General features: G+C 32.1%; 22 protein-coding genes. 1 reads left to right on the top strand and 21 read right to left on the bottom strand.

Annotation, left to right across the window (positions count from 1 at the left end; translation table 11 throughout):
* Positions 1–18 precede the first annotated feature (18 nt).
* The 17 genes from D2A34_RS24115 to D2A34_RS24035 all read right to left on the bottom strand — a co-directional run bounded on the left by D2A34_RS24115 (position 19) and on the right by D2A34_RS24035 (position 15056).
* A complete protein-coding gene (locus D2A34_RS24115) occupies positions 19–1698 on the bottom strand; it encodes a glycoside hydrolase family 13 protein (protein WP_119368154.1) in 1680 nt (559 codons plus the stop codon).
* Between the two features lie 27 nt (positions 1699–1725).
* A complete protein-coding gene (locus D2A34_RS24110) occupies positions 1726–2556 on the bottom strand; it encodes a PTS system mannose/fructose/sorbose family transporter subunit IID (RefSeq protein ID WP_119368153.1) in 831 nt (276 codons plus the stop codon).
* Positions 2549–3355 carry a PTS mannose/fructose/sorbose/N-acetylgalactosamine transporter subunit IIC gene (locus tag D2A34_RS24105; RefSeq protein WP_119368152.1) on the bottom strand — a complete coding sequence of 269 codons (807 nt, stop codon included), beginning with the start codon at positions 3353–3355 and terminating at the stop codon, positions 2549–2551. Before D2A34_RS24105 ends, D2A34_RS24110 begins: the two co-directional genes overlap by 8 nt.
* A 24-nt stretch (positions 3356–3379) precedes the next feature.
* Entirely contained in the window at positions 3380–3880 is a 501-nt protein-coding gene (locus D2A34_RS24100) for a PTS sugar transporter subunit IIB (RefSeq protein ID WP_119368151.1), read from the bottom strand.
* 20 nt (positions 3881–3900) lie between these two features.
* A complete protein-coding gene (locus tag D2A34_RS24095) occupies positions 3901–4329 on the bottom strand; it encodes a PTS sugar transporter subunit IIA (protein WP_119368150.1) in 429 nt (142 codons plus the stop codon).
* A gap of 485 nt (positions 4330–4814) precedes the next feature.
* Entirely contained in the window at positions 4815–5246 is a 432-nt protein-coding gene (locus tag D2A34_RS24090; protein WP_079438837.1) for an MOSC domain-containing protein, read from the bottom strand.
* A gap of 8 nt (positions 5247–5254) precedes the next feature.
* A complete protein-coding gene (gene moaC / locus D2A34_RS24085) occupies positions 5255–5725 on the bottom strand; it encodes a cyclic pyranopterin monophosphate synthase MoaC (RefSeq protein ID WP_079438836.1) in 471 nt (156 codons plus the stop codon).
* Positions 5726–5729: 4 nt separating this feature from the next.
* Positions 5730–6686, bottom strand: a complete 957-nt coding sequence (gene moaA / locus D2A34_RS24080; protein ID WP_079438835.1) for a GTP 3',8-cyclase MoaA — start codon at positions 6684–6686, stop codon at positions 5730–5732.
* On the bottom strand, positions 6679–7305 hold the full coding sequence (locus tag D2A34_RS24075) for a molybdenum cofactor guanylyltransferase (protein ID WP_119368149.1): 627 nt from the start codon (positions 7303–7305) through the stop codon (positions 6679–6681). Before D2A34_RS24075 ends, moaA begins: the two co-directional genes overlap by 8 nt.
* A 4-nt stretch (positions 7306–7309) precedes the next feature.
* Positions 7310–7879 (bottom strand): 4Fe-4S dicluster domain-containing protein, encoded by a 570-nt coding sequence (locus D2A34_RS24070; RefSeq protein ID WP_119368148.1) that lies wholly within the window; start codon positions 7877–7879, stop codon positions 7310–7312.
* Positions 7880–9265 carry a [FeFe] hydrogenase, group A gene (locus tag D2A34_RS24065; protein WP_119368147.1) on the bottom strand — a complete coding sequence of 462 codons (1386 nt, stop codon included), beginning with the start codon at positions 9263–9265 and terminating at the stop codon, positions 7880–7882.
* An 18-nt stretch (positions 9266–9283) separates the two neighbouring features.
* On the bottom strand, positions 9284–9841 hold the full coding sequence (locus D2A34_RS24060; RefSeq protein ID WP_119368146.1) for a 4Fe-4S dicluster domain-containing protein: 558 nt from the start codon (positions 9839–9841) through the stop codon (positions 9284–9286).
* 23 nt (positions 9842–9864) lie between these two features.
* On the bottom strand, positions 9865–10656 hold the full coding sequence (gene fdhD / locus D2A34_RS24055) for a formate dehydrogenase accessory sulfurtransferase FdhD (protein ID WP_119368145.1): 792 nt from the start codon (positions 10654–10656) through the stop codon (positions 9865–9867).
* 3 nt (positions 10657–10659) lie between these two features.
* Positions 10660–11199, bottom strand: coding sequence for a molybdopterin-guanine dinucleotide biosynthesis protein B (gene mobB, locus D2A34_RS24050; protein ID WP_079438829.1), 540 nt, complete (start codon positions 11197–11199; stop codon positions 10660–10662).
* On the bottom strand, positions 11177–12388 hold the full coding sequence (locus D2A34_RS24045; RefSeq protein WP_119368144.1) for a molybdopterin molybdotransferase MoeA: 1212 nt from the start codon (positions 12386–12388) through the stop codon (positions 11177–11179). The genes mobB and D2A34_RS24045 overlap by 23 nt, the downstream gene beginning before the upstream one ends.
* Positions 12389–12408: 20 nt before the next feature.
* Entirely contained in the window at positions 12409–14550 is a 2142-nt protein-coding gene (gene fdhF / locus D2A34_RS24040; protein ID WP_079438827.1) for a formate dehydrogenase subunit alpha, read from the bottom strand.
* 155 nt (positions 14551–14705) lie between these two features.
* Positions 14706–15056 (bottom strand): Na-translocating system protein MpsC family protein, encoded by a 351-nt coding sequence (locus D2A34_RS24035; RefSeq protein ID WP_119368143.1) that lies wholly within the window; start codon positions 15054–15056, stop codon positions 14706–14708.
* A gap of 275 nt (positions 15057–15331) precedes the next feature.
* On the opposite strand from D2A34_RS24035, the gene D2A34_RS24030 reads away from it, so the two are divergent.
* Positions 15332–15820, top strand: coding sequence for a MogA/MoaB family molybdenum cofactor biosynthesis protein (locus D2A34_RS24030; protein ID WP_079438825.1), 489 nt, complete (start codon positions 15332–15334; stop codon positions 15818–15820).
* Between the two features lie 271 nt (positions 15821–16091).
* On the opposite strand, the gene tkt is transcribed toward D2A34_RS24030, so the two are convergent.
* From tkt to D2A34_RS24010, 4 genes are all read right to left on the bottom strand, one after another.
* Positions 16092–18083 carry a transketolase gene (tkt, locus tag D2A34_RS24025; protein WP_079438824.1) on the bottom strand — a complete coding sequence of 664 codons (1992 nt, stop codon included), beginning with the start codon at positions 18081–18083 and terminating at the stop codon, positions 16092–16094.
* A gap of 227 nt (positions 18084–18310) precedes the next feature.
* Positions 18311–18958: a fructose-6-phosphate aldolase gene (gene fsa / locus D2A34_RS24020; protein ID WP_119368142.1), complete on the bottom strand. Its 648-nt coding sequence runs from the start codon at positions 18956–18958 to the stop codon at positions 18311–18313.
* Positions 18959–19032: 74 nt separating this feature from the next.
* A complete protein-coding gene (hxlB, locus tag D2A34_RS24015; protein WP_119368141.1) occupies positions 19033–19575 on the bottom strand; it encodes a 6-phospho-3-hexuloisomerase in 543 nt (180 codons plus the stop codon).
* Entirely contained in the window at positions 19572–20195 is a 624-nt protein-coding gene (locus D2A34_RS24010) for an orotidine 5'-phosphate decarboxylase / HUMPS family protein (RefSeq protein ID WP_079438821.1), read from the bottom strand. The genes hxlB and D2A34_RS24010 overlap by 4 nt, the downstream gene beginning before the upstream one ends.
* Between the last annotated feature and the right edge of the window lies 1 nt (position 20196).

Raw genomic sequence — 20196 nt, 5'->3', positions numbered from 1 at the left:
TTTAATTACTTACTTTTACTATTTAACACTTTTAATAATAAACGCCTCATATGGTCTTAAATGCATATTTACACATATTTCCTGATAATTGCTAATAACTTTCTCCCACTTTTCATAAATATATGCTTCAATAACATCTATTGATGTCTCTTCTTCTGAAAAATTAGCCACAATAAGCCATTTTTCATCATCCAGTGCTCGTTCATAAACATATAAACTTGGATGATCTGCCAAATGAAGCTTAAATGTACCATCTGTAAGAATTTGTTCTTCATGACGCAGCTTAATTAATTTCTGATAATAATAGAAAATAGAATCATCATCTTTCAATGCTTCTTCTACATTAATTTCAGAATAACGTGGATTTACTTTAATCCACGGTCTGCCTGTTGTAAAGCCTCCATTTTGGGAGCTATCCCATTGCATTGGTGTTCTAGCATTATCACGGCTTTTCTTCCAAACTGCAGTCATAAAATCTTCTTTTGAAATAGACTTGTTTTTCTGTACTAATTCTCTATATGCATTATGAATTTCTACATCATCATATTCTTCAAGCTTATAATGAGCATTTACCATTCCGATTTCTTCTCCTTGATAAATATAAGGCGTTCCCTGCATACCATGAAGTATAGTTGCGAAAGCTTTTGCACATTCTTTACGGTAATTTGTATCATTTCCCCAGCGTGAAATAATTCTAGGCTGATCATGATTTTCAAAGTAAAGAGCATTCCAGCCGTGATCTAGTAATTTTACTTGCCAATTAGACAAAACACGTTTTAAATCCTTAAGATCTAGATCCTTTACAGCCCATTTTCTATTTTGAGAATTTGGAATTCTATCAAGGTTCATATGTTCAAAGGTAATAATCATATTTAGTTCTTTTCTTTCCGGATCTACAAATAGTCTAGCAATTTCTGAGTCAGATCCAGGTGCTTCTCCAACAGTCATGCAGTCATATTTTGATAAAACTTCTGTGTTCATTTCCTGCAGATATTCATGAAGTCTTGGCCCGTTAGCATGCATAAAGCCTGTAATATATTTTTGTTCTGGTTTATCGGGATAATCTGGGAAATCAGTATATTTAGATATGGAGGCAATTACATCCATACGCCATCCATCTACTCCTTTATCCATCCAAAATTTCATTAAATCATACACTTCCTGACGCACTTTAGGATTTTCCCAATTTAAATCCGGCTGTTTTTTTGTATAATAATGGAGATAATACTGCTTCCTTTCCTCTGAGTATTCCCAGGCTGAACCGCAGAAACTGGAACCCCAATTATTTGGTTCGCTTCCATCTGCTTTAGGATCAAGCCAAAAATAATAGTCACTGTATGGATTATCATTTGATTTTTTACTCTCTTCAAACCAAAAATGTTCATCAGAAGTATGGTTTGCAACTAAATCCATTACTATTTTAATTCCTCTGTTGTGTGCTTGTTCAATTAGATTTTCCATATCAGAATTAGTTCCAAATTTTTTATATATCTTTCTATAATCGCTGATATCATAGCCATTATCATCTTGAGGAGACTCATAAACAGGGCTTATCCATAGGACATCGATCCCCAAATTCTTCAAATAATCTAATTTCTCTATTATACCATTTAAATCGCCATATCCATCCCCATTGGAATCTTTAAAACTTCTCGGATATATTTGATAAACTACTGCTTTTTTCCACCAATTACTCATAATAACTCTCCCTGCTTTAAAATTAAATTATGCAATACCTAATGCAGAAATTAAAATTCCTAGTATAATAACACCAATTAATAAAATATTTATACTTATTTTCTTCTTTTGAAGTAAATAGAAGCATAGAAGTGTTATACCTAGAGGTATAATACCTATGAATATTTGATCCAGCATTTCTTGAAGCTTAAGCACAGATGCACCACCCATTTTTAATTCAATAGTGGTCTTAAAGGTTACCATCTGACTAGTCATACCTCCTACCATTATTAAACCTACTATACTTGCAGCCTTAGTTAATATATTGATTAATCCGCTAGAATACAATTTTTCTATATATTTTGATCCCAAACTATAACCTAAAAATGTTCCATAATATTTCACAGCTATAGATGGAATATTAAATAGAAGTAAGAATACAATTGGTGCAAGAATATTTCCAGACTGACCCATGCTAACAGCAATCCCTGCTGCTATAACTCTTATAACTCCCCAGAAAATAGAATCTCCAATACCTGCCATTGGTCCCATTAAACTTGACTTTACTGCATTAATAGATGTAGTATCAAAATCTTTACGCATACTGTTTTCTTTTTCCATAGAAGCTGTAAGTCCCATTATAAACGTAGATACAGGAATAGTTGTATTGAAGTATGACATATTACGTACCAACGCCTCTTTTTTATCCTTTGAATCTGTATAAAATTTATTGATAAAAGGCATCATTGAATAACAAAAACCCGAAGCTCCTTGCTTTGCAGGACTTACTGAAGAATACAATGTAAATGATCTCCAAAATGTCTTTCTAAGCAATTTTCTTTCTTCTACCGGAATATCTTTAATAAAATTATTACTCATCGAAAAAATCCTCCTCTTCACTATCAGTTATCTGAACATTTTGACTAACACCGGCTTTAGCTAATTTACTTATCTTATAATCATTGGATGCAATAACAACTGCAATTATTATTCCAATAGCTGCAAGAGCAACAAGAGGTAATTTAAAGTATGCAACAACTACAAAGCCTAAGAAATAAAATACAGCTATCTTATTATTCCAAAGGAGTCTTAATAACATTGCCATACCAACTGCAGGCAATAAGTTTCCACATATTGTTAAACCATTTAATATAAAATGAGGAATTGAATCTAATAAAGCTTTAACCGCATCAGATCCTACAAGAATACCAAAGAATGCAACTAATGAATACAAAAACCAGTTAACAGTCCAAAGTCCAAAATGTAAGACTGTCATTTTCCCATCTTCTCCCTTTGCAGCAAGTTTATCAAAAACAGGGGCGAAGAAACCAACTAAAAAGATATATAAAATATTCTTAACTTGAAGACCTAAAATACCAATTGGTATCGCTAAGGTCAGGGCAATTTCAGATCCCTTTCCAAGCATAATTGAAAAAGCTACTCCTACCGCAGTAGCAATACCAGGTTCAGCTGCCTGTGCACCTCCGATATTAACTACTCCCATAAATACAGCTTCAAGAGCTGCTCCTATTAAAACACCTGTGTGTAAATCTCCAAGCAGAAGTCCTACTAAAGGACCTATAACAATAGGTCTGTTAAGCATAGTGAAACCTGCCAGTTCAGCACCTCCAACACATACAAAAACAGAAAGTGCTACTAAAATCGCTTGTACTACCATTTTTATTCCCCCTTCTTATCAATATTATAAGCTCATCTTTTCAATAATTTCTTTCATTGGTTTCATTTCATCTGAAGGAACCACCTGAAGACTTGTATTAGGCTCAATTTCAATAAGTTTTTTCAAAGAATCGATTTCATCTTTTGTAAGCATAACTGTTGGACTTATTGTTGTTTTTTCGGATGCATCAATTCCATCAAATCTTCCTACATTACCTATATTCATATATTCTATTCCTTCAGTATTCTCATGAATTTTCAAAGCATCTTTAATATTTCTTGTTAATACTAAAATCCTCATGTTTGCTGCTTTAGGATTATTAAGTACTACTATAGCCTCCTCAACAGATTTCACCAATAATTTAATATTAGATGGCACTGCCATTTTTAATGTCATCTTCTGCATTTCATCCTTTGCAGCTGAATCATTTGCCACAACAATTCCCTTAATTCCAAGATCCTTTGACCATGCCATTGCGATCTGTCCATGAATTAATCTATCATCTACTCTTAATGCTACTATCATTTTTTCATACCTCCATTTATTTAACCTTCTAAAAAGTCTTCATCACTTTCATTATTTTTATCGCTTACACCAATCTCCACCAAATTCATTTGACTTCTACATTCCTCAATAATATCATTTAATCTTTCTTTAGTTACTGTTTCTGTTTCCATCAATACTGTTAGTATAAGAGGAAGATTAAAACCAGCGATTATAAATACATTTAACCTAGATTCATATTTTACAATCTTTTGATTAACGCTGCCACCTAAAATATCAGTAAAGACAAATACTTGTTCTTCAGGCCTAACACTATCAAAAAATTTTGCAATACTTTCGAGTAAATCCTCACCTCCATCTACATAGGCATTAATACAGGTAATATCAGCCATATTACCTACTAAAAGTTCAATAGTACTTTTGGTACCGCTGGCTAAAGTTCCATGTGTTGCAATTAATATTTTTTTCACGTTCTTATGCTCCTTTCTCTTTATTTGATAATTAGTCGCAGTGACATTTATTAAATAAATACTAACAACTTATACTTTTATATATAGCAAATATCATGCCAAAACTTTTAGACACTAAAAACCCTCATTAAATACGACTATTTTCATTAAATTATTGTACATACCACACAAAAATTTAGACACTTAAAAAGAAAATTTATATCTGTCCAAAAAATATAATTTTTATCACAAAAATTAGACACAATTTTATTTTGTGTCTAATTATTTAATTAATGTGAAGAGTTTTATTCAGTTCAAAATATATTTAACTGAATAAAACATATAAAAAAACACGACCACTTGTAAACAGCTATTTAAGCCACATAAAAGTAGTCGTGGGTTTTATGGTTGAGGCGAATGACTTCGAACCCCTACCCACAATTCAAGTGCCCTTTATAATAAGGCACTTGAATTTAATATTAAACATTATTCTTGTAAATATGCCACTATAAAATTTCTATAGAATCGCCTTCTATAATCACTCCGCCTTTTATTATTCTTGTGAAGATTCCTTCTGTTGGCATAATACACGTGCCAACTTGATTTTTTATAGCACAACCTTTATGGCATTCTTTTCCTATTTGAGTCACTTCCTGAACTGTTTCTCCTATTTTCAACCTTGTTCCAACAGGCAATTCATGAAGAACAATACCTTCAGTTGTTATGTTTTCTGCAAATTTTCCAGCATCTAAGTCGCTTATCCCCATTTTAATCATTTTGTCTATGCTTTCCTGAGCTAGTAAGCTTACCTGTCTATGCCATTTTCCAGCATGTGCATCATCTTTTAGGCCATGCTCTTCTATGAAAATTCCTTCTTTTATAGGAGTTTTTATAACACCTTTTTTTTCACTAATATTTATTGATAATACTTTAGCCATAATTTTATTTAATTCTCCCTTATGTATTCTCCACTTTTTCCGCCGGTTTTCTTTATTAATCGAACATTTTCTATTACCATATCCTTATCAACAGCCTTGCACATATCATATATAGTAAGAGCTGCAGTTGTTACAGCTGTTAATGCTTCCATTTCAACACCTGTTTTCCCAACCGTTGAAACTGTTGCTTCAATCTCTATTTCTTCTTCACCTATATTAAAATTTATATCAGATCCTGTTATAAAAATATTATGGCACATAGGGATTAAATCCGAGGTCTTTTTTACGCCCATTATTCCGCCAATTTGAGCAACTGATAAAACATCACCTTTTTTAACAAGGCCATCTTTTATCAAATCTATAGTTTCCTTTTTCATTTTAATTGATCCTCTTGCAATAGCAACTCTCTTTGTCTCATCCTTTTCACTCACATTTACCATATGAGCTCTTCCTTTTTCATTAAAATGAGTAAATTCCATAAAATCAACCTCCAATTGCTGTCATTTCTCTATTAATATAATTTCCGTTCTCCAATTCATGTTCTTTGGGTTTGCTTTTAATAGTATCAGTAATTACTGTCTTAATATCTTTACCTTCTCTAAGCAATTTCTTTAAATCCACTTCAGCGTTTGAGTGAAGGCATGACTTTAGCTTTCCATCTGCTGTTAATCTTATTCTATTGCAATTTTCGCAAAACTTACATGATATAGGATTAATAAGCCCGACTTTCCCCTTTGCATTTGGAAGTTTATAATATCTTGCTGGAGAAGAAATATCTGCTGATTCTATTTCTATTAATTCTGGCATCTTTTCTAAAACTGTATCATTAGAAATATATTTATTAGATGACCAATGCTTTAGAGTACCTATTGGCATAAGTTCTATAAATCTTATTTCTATATCCTCATATTTTGTTAAATTTATAAAGTCTTCTATTTCATTTTCATTAAAGTCCTTTATTAAAACTACATTTAATTTAATTGGAGTAAGCCCACTCTTTTTAGCTGCTTCAATACCTTGAAGTACATCTTTGAGCTTGCCTACCTTCGTTATCTGTGAATATTTTTCTTCATTTAAAGTATCCAAGCTTATATTAAGTCTATTAAGACCTGCGTTTTTTAAATCTTTAGCATAATCCTTTAAGAGAATTCCATTTGTAGTCATCGCTAAATCATTAACTCCGCCTATTTTACCTATACCATCAATTAGCTTTAAAATATTTTTTCTTACTAAAGGTTCTCCTCCAGTTATCCTGACTTTATCTACACCTAATTCAACAAAACTTTCAGTAATGGCTTCTATTTCTTCCAAAGTTAGAATCTCTTTATGCCACATCTTATCTATTCCTTTTTCAGGCATACAATATTTGCATCTTAAATTACACAAATCTGTAACTGATATTCTCAAATAATTTATCTTTCTGCCATACGAATCAAACATAGTTTTCCTCCTGCCTATTCTTTCTATTATAAATTTCTAAATCTTCTTTCGAGTTAAGATTTATAAACATATCAAAAGAATAATCATATCTTTTCAGAACATTTTCTTCAATAAAAATAGGCTCTATAATATCAATTACTCCCGATATAGATCTTCTATTAAGTGCTATAAGTCTTTCGATTTTTGGCAATATATCTACAGAATAAAAAGCATTAAACGGCTCAACTTTGCCTTCCCTTTTAGCAACACAAGCATTTGCCTTACTATTTGTAAGCACTTTCTTAATATAACGTATATAATTTAAGTTTACATTAGGCATATCACAAGCTATAAAGTATACATATTGGCTCTTACTTTCTTTAAGCCCACCATAGATTCCCGATAGGGGACCAATTTCTTTTATTTCATCGCTGATTATTCTTATTCCGTCTTCTGCAGTTTTATATTCTTCTGGCTTATTTGTGACAATAATTATATCTTCAAATTCTTTACTTAGTTCATGAATTAACTTTTCCATAATTCTCACTTCGTTAATTCTTAAAAACTGCTTATCAAAGCCCATTCGTGAACTTTTTCCACCTGCAAGTATTACTGCTGTTTTAAAAACTTCTACATTCATACACTTATAATATATTTACTAAATTAGCTGCAGCATTTTTTCTCTTTTCTGAAATGTCTTCATCTATAATTTTAGATTCAACTAATCTTAATGCTTCTGTAGGACATACCTCTACGCAAGCAGGGCCATTTTCCCTATCTATACATAAATCACATTTGTTTGCAACTAATCTTTCTTTATATTCTAGCTTTCCGTCTTTATCACACATTAATCCTTTTTGAATAACTTTCTCTCCAGCTTTATGTTCAACTATTATATCAATAGCACCAAAAGGACAAACTATTGCGCAAGATTTACAGCCTATGCATGTATCTTTATTTATTAACACTACCCCGTCTTTATTGATAATTGAACCATTGGGGCATGCATTGGCACACGGAGCATTTTCACAATGCCTACATTGAATTGGAGCACTTACATCTGCTGTTTTAATAACTTTTAAGCGAGGATTAAAATTAACCTTATCCTTACTTTGTACAAGTATGTTTTCTTCAGAATGTGCAACAACACATGCAGCCTCACAAGTTCTGCAGCCTATACATCTTTTTGGATTTGCTATGACAAAATTATTCATTTATATTTCCTCCTTCTTTCTCGAAACAAACTTTGTATGTAGTAGATGATGAGATTTTTCACCAAGAGGTTCTATTAAAAACTCTTCATATAATTTTTTTATAAAAGGATTTTCATGAGATTTTCTTATTTCAAGTTCAGAATCATGTTTATAGATACCTTTTTTTCTGCTTACTAAGCCATTTTTTCTATCTATATCCAAAATAAACTTAGGTTGTCCACCACCACTTACACAACCTTCTGGGCAAGTCATAACTTCAATAAAATCAAAATCACATTTTCCTTCTTTTATATCTTCAAGTATTTGAACTACATTTTTCAAACCTGAAACCACCGCTACCTTTAGTGTTATCTTTGGTAATTTTACTTCTGCAACCCTAATGCCTTCACTGCCCCGTACAAAATTAAGTTCTAAATTAGGAATAGATTTCTTTGTAAGCATCTCATAGCCGCTTCTAAGTGCTGCTTCCATTACACCACCAGTTACTCCAAAAATATTACCAGCTCCAGTGTAACTTCCTAGTGGTAAATCGAACTCTTCATCCTTTAAGTTTTTAAAATCTATTTCATTATCTCTTATAAGCTGAGCAAATTCTCTTGTAGTAATAACTATATCTACATCCTTAAAACCGCTATCCTGCATTTCTTCTCTATCACATTCAAATTGCTTGCAAGTACATGGCATTATAGCTACATTATATATTTTCTTAGGATTAACCTTATCTATTTTGGCACCATAAGTTTTAAAAATTGTTCCAGCCATTTGTTGTGGCGATTTACAGCTTGAAAGATGATTTAAAAGCTCAGGATAACTTTGCTCTATAAATTTCACCCAGGCAGGACAACAAGAAGTAAACATTGGTAATTTCCCACCTTCTGTTACCCTTTTTATAAGCTCGCTGCCTTCTTCCATTATGGTTAAATCTGCACCAAAGTTAGTATCATAAACCCTATTAAAACCTAACATTCGTAGTGCTGCCGCCATTTTACCAGCTGTTAAACTACCAGGCTCAAGTCCAAATTCTTCACCTAAAGAGACCCTTACGGCTGGTGCACACTGAACTATAGTAAATAATTCTTCATTATTTAAAGCCTCTTTTACCTTAGTTGCATTTCCTTTATTAAAGGCTGCAAACACTGGCTCCTTTACACTTTCAAGTAAACCTCTATCTCTTCTTTTCTCTTCTATTAAATGACTGTTTTCTCTATTTTCAAACGCATAAGAATTACATACCTGTATACATTGTCCACAAGAAACACAAACATCATAATCAATGCTTTGAGGTTGTCCTACTTTACCTTCTATTGCATTTACAGGACAGACTTCAACACATTGCTGACACCCAGTACATAACTCTTTATCAATATTAACTAAACCAATATCCATAAATTAAATTCCTCTCTCTTATAAGTTTAAGTTACTTACCGTTCTTATGTTTCTTATTCTTTTTTCTTCTATGACGTCGAATAATTTAAGAGCATCTTTAGGACATGCTTTTACACAAGCTGGTTCATCTTGTTCTTTGCATAAATCGCATTTATATGCAACCTTTGTTTCTTTCTCTTCTAGGACTTCTTCAAATAATTCCTTCTGCACATTTTGCATGACTGCTTTTCCAGCCTTATATTTAGTTGCCATTTCAATAGCTCCAAACGGACAAGCTACTGCACATGCTTTACAGCCTATACAAATTTCTTCATCAATTATTATTGCATTATCCTCATTTTTAATTGCATTTATAGGACAGACCTTTGCGCAAGGTGCATTTTCACAATGTCTACATTGAACTGGAACTGTAAAATCCTTCTCTTTAATAACATGTATTCTAGAAATTATTGGTGTTTCTATATTTCCAACAGTGACTGCTTCATTATGAGCCTTAAAGCAAGCTATTTCACAAGCCTTACAACCGACGCACTTATTAGCATCTCCCACAATAAAGGAATTACAATTTGACTTCATATTAATTTCACTCCTTTGTACAATTAAGGCTTAATTCTATATCCATTAGCATATATATTCATTTTATTGCCTCTTACAAATCCAACTAAGGTAATATTTAACCTTTTTGCAAGCGCCACAGAAAGACTTGTAGGTGCTGATTTAGATATAATTATTGGTATTTCTAGCTTGGCCGCCTTTAATATCATCTCAAGAGAGACTCTTCCGCTAAGTATAACTGCTTTATCCTTAAGGAATATGCCTTTCATAAGTGATTCTCCAATAACCTTGTCCAATGCATTATGTCTAGCTACATCTTCATATACTACCAGCATTTCATTGCTATCACATAATGCAACGCAGTGAACTCCTCCTGTGTTCTTAAAAACATCTGAATAATCTAAATTTGTTCTCATAAATTCAAATATTTTTTCAGTATACATTTTAGCGTCACTTTCAACAGGTTTGCAGTTTAAGGAATCTAAGAAATTATCAATTCCATCAATTGATTGATCCTTTATACTTTCTAAATCAATTTTCTTTGAGAAAAAACTTTCACGAGCAGCATCTTTATTTTTAGTCTCAACCTCTGCAATCCCTTTTTCTTCATTTAAATTAAAAGATATTATATCATCTCTTGTATTTATCAAACCTTCTGTTCTTAAAAAGCCAACTGACAATGCTTTTAAGTTTTCTGGACTACATAATAGTGTAGCCAATTTTCTTCCATTAAGAAAAATTGTTAGCGGGTATTCTCTAACTAGAAGTTCATCTACATCTGCTTTACCTATGCCGTCTTCTATTTTAAAAACTTTACATTCTAATGTTTTTTCCATTATTTATTTCTCCTTTATAACTTTATCCTCAATAAATTCAGCTATCTTAGTCGCATTATTGATATCTAATTGATCTATGTTTAAATCTAGCTTTTCATCAGTCGCTACTGCTAAAAATTTCATTCTATCTAAACTCTCATCTTCACATAAAAGTTTTGAATCAACTTCTTTTCTATGAACTTCTATTTTAGGATATCCATTATTTTTATATCCCTCTATTATTACCAAATCCATACCTACAAATAGTTCCATTATTTCTTCAAGATCCTTTTCTTCCTTAGTTTTTTCTATCATAGCTATTTTTTCTTTTGACGAAATAACCATCTTATCTGCTCCAGCTTTTACAAATCTATAACTGTCTTTTCCCTCTTTATCAATATCAAATTTATGAGCATCATGTTTTAGGACTCCTATGTTGTAGTTTTTTTCTTTTAATATAGGTATTAATGCTTCTATGAGCGTTGTCTTCCCTGTTCCAGATTTAGTTGCAACTATAGATATAGCTTTAATTTCACTTGATTTATTTAAAGATGAATTTTCCACTTAAAACTTCTCCTGCCTTTTTATATCCGATTCCTTCTGGCATTATTATTATTCCATTTGCCTTACTCATAGTAATTAACTGGTTAGAACTTTGAGATCCGATCTTATATGCATATAACTTTCCATTCTCAGCTTTTATCTTTACATATATGTATTTACTTCTGCCTTCTTTTTCTTTAAAATCTTCAGCTAGTATAACTGGGAAAGTATTATCACTCTCTGTGTTTTTCCCAAGCATTTTTTCGCAAGCTGGCTTTACGAATTCTTCAAAGGTAGTTATTGCAGATAATGGATTCCCTGGCAAGCTAAAAAATAGTTTTTTATCAATAACTGCAAAGCTTATTGGTTTCCCTGGCTTTATAGCTACAGATTGAAATTTTATATCAGCATTTATTTCATTCAATACTTGTTCTACAAAATCAAAATCACCTACAGAAGCACCACCTGAAGTAATAACTATATCTGCTTTTTCTAAAGCTTCTTTAACTTTACTCTTTAGAGTATCCTTTTTATCTTCAACAATTCCTAAGTATAAAGCTTCTAATCCTAAATTCTGAATTAATGCTTTTAGTGAGTATTCATTACTGTTTCTTATTTGCCCAAACTTAGGAGTTTCATTTATGTCTACAAGTTCATCTCCTGTTGTAAGTATTGCTACCACTGGATTTCTATGAACTTTAATTTTGCTATAACCTAAAGAAGCTAAAACTCCAATTTCAGTTGGCCTAATCAGTGTTCCTTTCCCTAAAGCAATATCTCCTACTTTAATTTCTTCACCAAGTTTTATTACATTGCATCCATTTTTAACTTTCTCAGAAATATGAAGAGTATCTTCACGAACTTCTACTTTTTCAATTTGTATTACTGCATTTGCACCTTCAGGTACTGGTGCTCCTGTCATTATCTTCATGGCTTGCCCGTTTTTTAATTCTTTATCACTAGACTCCCCAGCTTTTATAAGATCAACTATCTCAAGCTCTATTGAAACTCCATCTTTATATAAATCAGTATCCTCACTTTTTATGGCATATCCATCCATTGCTGATTTATCAAAGGGTGGAAGATTATCTCTAGAATATATATCTTCTGCTAGCACCTTATTTAAACAAGATAAAATATTCTTCTCTTCACCTTCTAAGGCCTTAGACTCTTCCAAAATTATCCTTAAAGCTTCTTCTACACTAATCATTGCAGTTTCCTCTCCAAATATTATTTTTCAGATGTTATTCTCATTTTCTTTCTTATGTTCTCATATTCAGTTATTATATATTCCTCTGCCGACTTTTGATCTTCAATTCTTTCAACCTTAACTGCACAATACTTGAATTCAGGAGTTTTTGAAATAGGATCAAGGCTATCATTAGTTAACTCATTACATGCACCAATCCACCATTGATATGTCATAAATGTGGCTCCTTTTTTAACTCTTTCAGTAATAAGAGCTCTTGATAATACACTTCCTCTTCTCGATGTTATTCTTACAAGTTCTTGATCTTTTATATTTAACTCTTCTGCATCTTCAATACTCATTTGTATAAATCCTGGTTCATCTGCAAGCTTTTGAAGGGCACGGCAATTTCCTGTCATTGTTCTTACTGAATAATGTCCAACTTCTCTTACAGTTGATAAACTTAAAGGATATTCTTCATCTGTTAATTCAACTGGTGGTCTCCATTCACAAGCGAATAACCTTCCTTTACCGCTAGGAGTCGTAAATTTATTTCCTTCATAAAGATAAGAAGTTCCTTTGTGATCTTCTGTAGGGCAAGGCCATCTAACAATTCCTTGTTCTTCAATCTTTTTATAACTTGCTCCTGCAAACTTAGGACATAGACTTCTCATTTCATCCCATATTTCTTCTGTATTTTTATAATTCATTGGGTAACCCATAGCTGTTGCTACTGCACTTATTATTTCCCAATCAGTTTTTACATCTCCTAAAGGTTCTACTGCTTTTCTTATTCTTTGGAAGCCTCTATCTGCTGAACTATAAACTCCATCATGTTCCCCCCAAGAAGTTGAAGGTAAAATAACATCTGCATGAAGAGCTGTTTTATTCATAAATATATCTTGTACCACTATAAATTCAATTTTATCTAAAGCTTCTCTAAGTTCTGCTGCATTTGGATCACTTTGAACTGGATCTTCTCCAAATATATAGTAGGCTTTTATCTTATCTTCCTTAAGCACTAATTCAGGTACTTGAGTTAAGAAGTATCCATTTTTATCTGAAAGTTCAACACCCCAAGCCTTTTCAAATTTTTCTTGTGCTTTCTTATCTGTTACAAGCTGGTATCCTGGATAATTATTAGGTATTGTTCCCATATCACAAGTTCCTTGTACATTATTTTGTCCACGAACTGGTCCAATTCCTACATTAGGTCTTGCAAAGTTTCCGGTTAAAAGGGCAATAGACGCCAGGCCTCTTACTACATCAACAGCTTGTGAGAATTGACAAACACCCATACCATATAATATTGTGGCATTTTTAGCCTTTGCATATGTTCTCATTGCTTTTCTTATATAGTCAGCTTTTACTCCTGTTATTTTTTCAGCATATTCTGGAGTATATTTTTCTACTTCTGCTTTATACTTTTCAAAGTCCTCAGTATATTTTTCTACATAATCGTGATCATATAAATTTTCATTTATTAACACATTTCCAAAGGCATTAACTAGAGCCATATTAGTTCCACCCTTTAGTTGAAGCCATAAATCAGATAATCTTACAACATCTGTTTTTCTAGGATCTGTCACAATTATTTTTGCACCCTTTTCTTTGGCCTTAACTATTCTTCTTGCTACTATAGGATGAGTTTCTGCAGGATTATATCCAAATATAAATAAAACGTCTGAATTTTCAATTTCTGGAATTGAATTTGACATTGCACCATCACCTAATGAATAAGTAAGTCCTGCAACAGATGGTCCATGGCATACTCTAGCACAATGATCTATATTGTTAGTCCCAATAACTGCTCTCATAAATTTTTGCATTACATAGTTTGGTTCATTTCCTGGACCTCTAGCTGAGCCTGTCCCCATAATTGCATCAGGTCCATATTTAGCTTTTATATTCATAAGGTTTTCTGCTGTAAATTTAATAGCTTCATCCCATGAAACTTCCTCTAATTCTCCATTTTTTCTTATCATAGGCTTTTTAATTCTAGAAGTTAGTATTTGAGGGTCGTTCAAGAAATCCCAGCCATAATATCCTTTTAAACATAATTTTCCTTCATTATTATCACCATTTGCAGGCTCTGCTCTTACAATCTTTCCATCCTTAACTACAAGATATAAATTGCACCCACTTCCACAATAAGGACATACCGTTAACACTTTTTTTTCCATATTCTGATTCACTCCTCTTAATTATCTACTCATAAAATCAATATTATCTAAAAAAATAAAAAAACCAGTACAAGGGCTGTTTGTTCCAACAGTCCTAAGTACTGGTTTATCTTAAAGCTAAAATATTAATTAATATTCTTCTTTTCAATCCAACCTTAATTTATTAAATTTATTGTTATAACTACTGTTCTATTATCATTTTCTATATTACAAATTTTCCAGCTATAAGTAAAGTCTTTTTTTAATATATCTTTTACTTCCTGAAGAAAATTTTTTTCAAGATGAGGTTTCATTATTTTCCAATAATCTGTCACTATATTGACAGCACCTTCATTAACCAAAATTTCGCTGAGATTTGAAAGAATACCCTTTACGTCTACAGTTATCGTATCAGGGGAATCAATCTTTACTTTAACATATTCTGGACCTCTACCTCTGTAATATTTTATAATTTTAACTGCAACTTTTTTAATTTGTTCTTGTAATTCAAGATTTATAGTACTCATTTCTATTTAAATCTCCTATTTTATTAACAAAATCCAGTTCTATATATTTTACCGTGTTGTAATATTTTAGTCAATTCAGAATATTGATGTAATTTTTCATTTATAGCTTTATTTTGACATATTTCTAACTAATTATCACTCATTTTAAGTCTTTCATCTTTTTTTTAATTAATCTTATATTTGCTATTACTATTTTAATCTCTAATTAAACTATAGTATAATTATTTAAATTTAAATATTTACTAATACAAATCTTTCCTTAGGAGGTAAGCATAATGATAAGTACAGCAATACTAACTATAAGTGATAAAGGCTACAACAATCAACGCGATGATCTAACAGGTCCAGCTATAAAAGATATTCTACCAATTGATAAGTTTTCTGTAGAATATTATAAAATAATCCCTGATGAAGTTGAAATGATAAAAGAAGAACTAATATATCTTTGTGATTCCTTAGGTATTAATATGATCTTAACAAATGGTGGAACAGGTTTTTCAAAGAGAGATGTTACTCCAGAAGCCACAACAAGTGTTATCGAAAAATTAGTGCCTGGTATCCCTGAAGCAATGAGAAGTGCTTCACTAAAAATAACTCCTAAAGCTATGCTTTCAAGAGCTGTTAGTGGAATTAGAAAAAGCACCTTAATAGTAAATTTACCTGGAAGTCCAAAAGGCGCTGTAGAAAATCTAGAGGTTATACTGCCAGCCCTTCCTCATGGAATTGATATTCTAACAGGTGAGGCTTCTGAATGTAGTCGGTAATATTGAAAAATTTAGGTAATGCAATTACACACTCCATACTTTTAAGCTCATTCAAAGACTTATTAGCATAAGTAAATACTTACTTGAACTCTCTAGTGTTGCACAACAGTGCAATAAAAAAAAACTATGCTATATAATAAAGGACCCACAAAAATCCAAATTAGATTTTTGTGGGTTTAATAGTGTAGGGAAACACGACATTTGAAATCCACTAATATTCATGGCACTTTAGATTAGTTTTAATATCTTTTCAGTTTAATTTATGAACTCTTTATTTATTAACCACATTCATAGATTTATCCACTACATTTTCTACAGTAAATCCAAATTGTTCAAATAATATTTCTGCTTTACCTGATGCTCCAAAAGTGTCTAATGAAATAACTTCTCCATCAAGACCTACATATTTATGCCATCCAAAGCTGGTTAATGCTTCAACTGCAACTCTAGCTCTAACTGATTTTGGCATTACTGACTCTTTATAAGCTTCATCTTGAGCATCAAATAACTCAAATGATGGTATGCTTATAACTCTTGCGTCTATTCCTTTTGCTGCTAGTTCATCTGCTGCTTTAAAGATTAATTCAACTTCTGAACCTGACGCCATTAAAAGCACATCTGGAGTTTCGTTTTTAGATTCTTTAAGGATATATCCACCCTTTAATGCTCTCTTAGGACATCCATCATATAGTGGCAGTTTTTGTCTTGTTAATACTAATGATGTTGGAGTAGTTCCATTAGTCACAGCATAATACCAAGCTGCTGCAGTTTCTTTTGAATCTGCTGGTCTAAATACTGTCATGTTTGGCATACTTCTAAGTGCTGCTAATTGTTCTATTGGTTGGTGAGTTGGACCATCTTCTCCTACTCCAATGCTATCATGTGTTAAAACATAAGCTATTGGTAAATTCATTAATGAAGATAATCTCATTGCACCCTTCATGTAATCACTGAATACAAAGAAAGTTGCACAGAATACTTTAAGTCCGCCATGAGCATACATTGCATTAGCTATTGCTGCCATAGCATGTTCTCTTACTCCAAAGTGAAGATTTTGTCCGCTTCTATCTTCTGCTGAGAAATCTCCTTTTCCAGCCATGTAAGTTTTATTTGAAGGAGCAAGATCTGCTGAACCTCCAATAAAGTTTGGAATAAGTGCAGCTAATCTATTTATTAATATTCCTGAAGAATCTCTTGTAGCCATTTCTTTATCGAAGCTCCAGAATTCTTCATTATTTAATAATGCTTCTTTATCTATTTCACCACTCATCCATTTAGTATACTCTGCTGCAAGTTCTGGATAAGCTTTTTCATATGAAGTGAATAATTCATTCCAAGCCGCTTCTTTAGCTTCACCTTTTTCAATATATTCGTTCATGTTTGTATACACTTCGTCTGGTACATAGAATGCAGGTTCAGTCTTCCAACCTAAGTTTTCTTTCATCGCTAATACATTTTCTGCACCTAGTGGTTCACCATGAGCTGATGCTTTTCCTTGTTTTGCAGGACATCCAAAACCAATTTGGTTTTTAACTATTATAATAGATGGTTTTGCAGTTTCTGCTTTAGCAGCTTCTAACGCTGCTTCTATTGCTATTACATCATTTCCATCTGTTACATTTAATACTTGCCAGCCGTACGCTTCGTATCTTCTTCCTACATCTTCTCTAAAAGCTATGTCTGTATCTCCTTCAATCGAAATATTATTTGAATCGTATAATACGATTAATTTTCCTAAACCTAAAGTTCCAGCAAGAGATGAAGCTTCTCCTGAAATGCCTTCCATAAGGCATCCGTCTCCAACTATAGAATATGTATAGTGGTCAACTACGCTGCAATCTGGTTTATTAAACTTTTCCGCAAGGTGAGCTTCTGCTATAGCAAAGCCTACTGCATTACAAATACCTTGTCCAAGTGGTCCTGTTGTGATTTCTACACCTTTAGTGTGGCCATACTCTGGATGTCCTGGTGTTAAACTTCCGATTTGTCTGAAGTTTTTAATATCTTCTACAGTAACCCCATAACCGAATAAGTGTAACAATGAATATTCAAGCATCGAACCATGTCCTGCTGATAATACAAATCTATCTCTGTTATCCCACTCAGGATTTTTTCCATTATGGTTCATCTTTGACCATAACGTAAATGCCATAGTAGCTGACCCAAGTGGTAACCCTGGATGTCCTGAATTTGATTTTTGGATAGCATCTGCTGATAAAACTCTTATTGCATTAATAGATAGCTGATCTAATTCTCTACTCATTTCTTACCTCACTTTTATATAAATATGGCTTGTAAAACGCTATAACCCGCTTTATTACTATACCTTTTTATATTGTTTTATTGTTTTATGTTTTTATTTATATATTGTTATATTTTTAAGTTCTTATATTCTTATATTCTTATATTCTTATAAATATATATTCTTAAGAATATATATTTATAAGAAAAGCTACAAGCTTTTCATCCACAACTGTTCACTGTAATACGTTACTTGCCAAAGGCTGCGGTCCAGTCTGCTTTAAATTTTTCAAGACCTTGATCTGTTAATGGATGTTTTACCATTTGTAATATTAAACTATGAGGAACTGTTGCTATGTGCGCTCCTGCTTTAGCAGCTTCAATTACATGGATTGGATTTCTTACGCTTGCTGCTATTATTTCTGTTTCTAATCCATGGATTTCAAATATTTCTGCTATATCTCTAACTAGATCCATACCTATCATTGAGATATCATCTACTCTTCCTAAGAATGGGCTTACATATGTTGCTCCTGCATTTGCTGCTAGTAAGCTCTGAGTTGCTGAGAATATTAAAGTAACATTTGTTTTTATTCCTTCACTAGCTAAAACTTTTGTTGCCTTTAAGCCTTCAACTGTCATTGGAATTTTTACTATCATATTCTTGTGAATTGCTGCAATTATTCTTCCTTCTTTTATCATTCCTTCAGCATCTTCACTTACAACTTCTCCACTTATTGGTCCATCAACTATTTCCGTTATTTCATTAATAACTTCATTGAAATCTCTTCCTTCTTTAGCTATTAATGATGGATTTGTTGTTACACCACATATTACTCCCATTTCATTTGCTTCTTTAATATGTTCTACATTTGCTGTGTCTAAGAAAAATCTCATTCTATATTCTCCCCTTTATTAATAATTTTCTATAATATATTTTTTGTTATATTACATTTATATAAAATATACTATTACTCTACATTAATATGGTTTTTAGCAGCCTCATTATCAGATAAATTATCTTTTTTACTTATTAATAAGCATAGATCATCTAAAACTATATGAACAGATTGATCAAATAAAGAGCTCAAAAGCTGAATTGATTCAACAGCATTATCATTTTTTGTTTTTCCCGGAACTTCAAGTACTAGATCTGATACTTCTGCAAGAGGTGAATCCTTCTTGCTTGTAACTCCAATTATAGTTAGTCCCAAGTCTTTTGCCGCTTTTGCATTACTTAATGTATTTTTGGTTTTTCCAGAACCTGATATTGCAACATATATGTCACCTTTTTTTAGAGCAGGTGTTATTGTTTCTCCCATTACATAGGAGTTATAACCAATATGCATTAAACGCATTGCAAATCCTTTTGCTTGGAATCCACTACGCCCTTCTCCATCAACAAAAATTCTTATTTCCTTTTTAAAGATACTTACTATTTTTTTTATTTCCTCTTCATCTACTTTTGCTATTACATCCTTAATTTCTTCTAATATTTGATCAATTATTCTCATTTTTCTATTACCCCCTTAAATTGTCTTGCTTTTTCTACTGGATTTTCTGCACCAGTAATTGCAGAACCTACGATAACCAATTCTATATTATGTTTATTTAACTCAGGGATACAATCTAAAGTAATCCCTCCTGCAACTGCAATTCTATTGACTTGTGGAAATCTTTCTTTAAATTCTTTCACTGTTTTACCTGGATTTAATAATTTCTCTCTATCAATAGACGCATGTATACAATAAATAGCATTATTAAAATGTGATATTTCTTTAATCTTTTCATCTGAACATTCCAATAAATCTATCATCATTGTCCCATTATTTTGTTCAGAAACCTCATAGCATTTTTCTATAGTTTCCAATGATGCACTTCCCATTACAGTTAAAATATCAAAGCCTTGTTTAAACCCTTGTTTAAACTCGTAAGCACCTTCATCACTAGTCTTAATGTCTCCTAATAATTTTGATGTCTTTTTTTTACTAGTTAACTCTTTTAGCTTGAAAAGTCCGTAATCTTTAATTAACGAAGTTCCAATTTCAATAACATCTGCTAATCCATCAAATATTTCGGTTAAATTTTCTGCCTTTTCAAAAGGAACTCTATCTATAGCAACTTGTAACTTCATT

This window comes from Clostridium chromiireducens, assembly GCF_003575225.1.
GTDB lineage: Bacteria > Bacillota > Clostridia > Clostridiales > Clostridiaceae > Clostridium > Clostridium chromiireducens.
The sequence above is the reverse complement of the archived record's forward strand: the minus strand, read 5'-3'. Positions and strand labels throughout refer to the sequence as shown.

What these genes read in the sequence shown, in the direction of transcription:
- D2A34_RS24115 (WP_119368154.1), bottom strand. Translation starts at nt 1,698, where the DNA reads ATGAGTAATTGGTGGAAAAAAGCAGTAGTTTATCAAATATATCCGAGA.
- D2A34_RS24110 (WP_119368153.1), bottom strand. Translation starts at nt 2,556, where the DNA reads ATGAGTAATAATTTTATTAAAGATATTCCGGTAGAAGAAAGAAAATTG.
- D2A34_RS24105 (WP_119368152.1), bottom strand. Translation starts at nt 3,355, where the DNA reads ATGGTAGTACAAGCGATTTTAGTAGCACTTTCTGTTTTTGTATGTGTT.
- D2A34_RS24100 (WP_119368151.1), bottom strand. Translation starts at nt 3,880, where the DNA reads ATGATAGTAGCATTAAGAGTAGATGATAGATTAATTCATGGACAGATC.
- D2A34_RS24090 (WP_079438837.1), bottom strand. Translation starts at nt 5,246, where the DNA reads ATGGCTAAAGTATTATCAATAAATATTAGTGAAAAAAAAGGTGTTATA.
- moaC (WP_079438836.1), bottom strand. Translation starts at nt 5,725, where the DNA reads ATGGAATTTACTCATTTTAATGAAAAAGGAAGAGCTCATATGGTAAAT.
- moaA (WP_079438835.1), bottom strand. Translation starts at nt 6,686, where the DNA reads ATGTTTGATTCGTATGGCAGAAAGATAAATTATTTGAGAATATCAGTT.
- D2A34_RS24075 (WP_119368149.1), bottom strand. Translation starts at nt 7,305, where the DNA reads ATGAATGTAGAAGTTTTTAAAACAGCAGTAATACTTGCAGGTGGAAAA.
- D2A34_RS24070 (WP_119368148.1), bottom strand. Translation starts at nt 7,879, where the DNA reads ATGAATAATTTTGTCATAGCAAATCCAAAAAGATGTATAGGCTGCAGA.
- D2A34_RS24065 (WP_119368147.1), bottom strand. Translation starts at nt 9,265, where the DNA reads ATGGATATTGGTTTAGTTAATATTGATAAAGAGTTATGTACTGGGTGT.
- D2A34_RS24060 (WP_119368146.1), bottom strand. Translation starts at nt 9,841, where the DNA reads ATGAAGTCAAATTGTAATTCCTTTATTGTGGGAGATGCTAATAAGTGC.
- fdhD (WP_119368145.1), bottom strand. Translation starts at nt 10,656, where the DNA reads ATGGAAAAAACATTAGAATGTAAAGTTTTTAAAATAGAAGACGGCATA.
- D2A34_RS24045 (WP_119368144.1), bottom strand. Translation starts at nt 12,388, where the DNA reads ATGATTAGTGTAGAAGAAGCTTTAAGGATAATTTTGGAAGAGTCTAAG.
- fdhF (WP_079438827.1), bottom strand. Translation starts at nt 14,550, where the DNA reads ATGGAAAAAAAAGTGTTAACGGTATGTCCTTATTGTGGAAGTGGGTGC.
- D2A34_RS24035 (WP_119368143.1), bottom strand. Translation starts at nt 15,056, where the DNA reads ATGAGTACTATAAATCTTGAATTACAAGAACAAATTAAAAAAGTTGCA.
- D2A34_RS24030 (WP_079438825.1), top strand. Translation starts at nt 15,332, where the DNA reads ATGATAAGTACAGCAATACTAACTATAAGTGATAAAGGCTACAACAAT.
- tkt (WP_079438824.1), bottom strand. Translation starts at nt 18,083, where the DNA reads ATGAGTAGAGAATTAGATCAGCTATCTATTAATGCAATAAGAGTTTTA.
- fsa (WP_119368142.1), bottom strand. Translation starts at nt 18,958, where the DNA reads ATGAGATTTTTCTTAGACACAGCAAATGTAGAACATATTAAAGAAGCA.
- hxlB (WP_119368141.1), bottom strand. Translation starts at nt 19,575, where the DNA reads ATGAGAATAATTGATCAAATATTAGAAGAAATTAAGGATGTAATAGCA.
- D2A34_RS24010 (WP_079438821.1), bottom strand. Translation starts at nt 20,195, where the DNA reads ATGAAGTTACAAGTTGCTATAGATAGAGTTCCTTTTGAAAAGGCAGAA.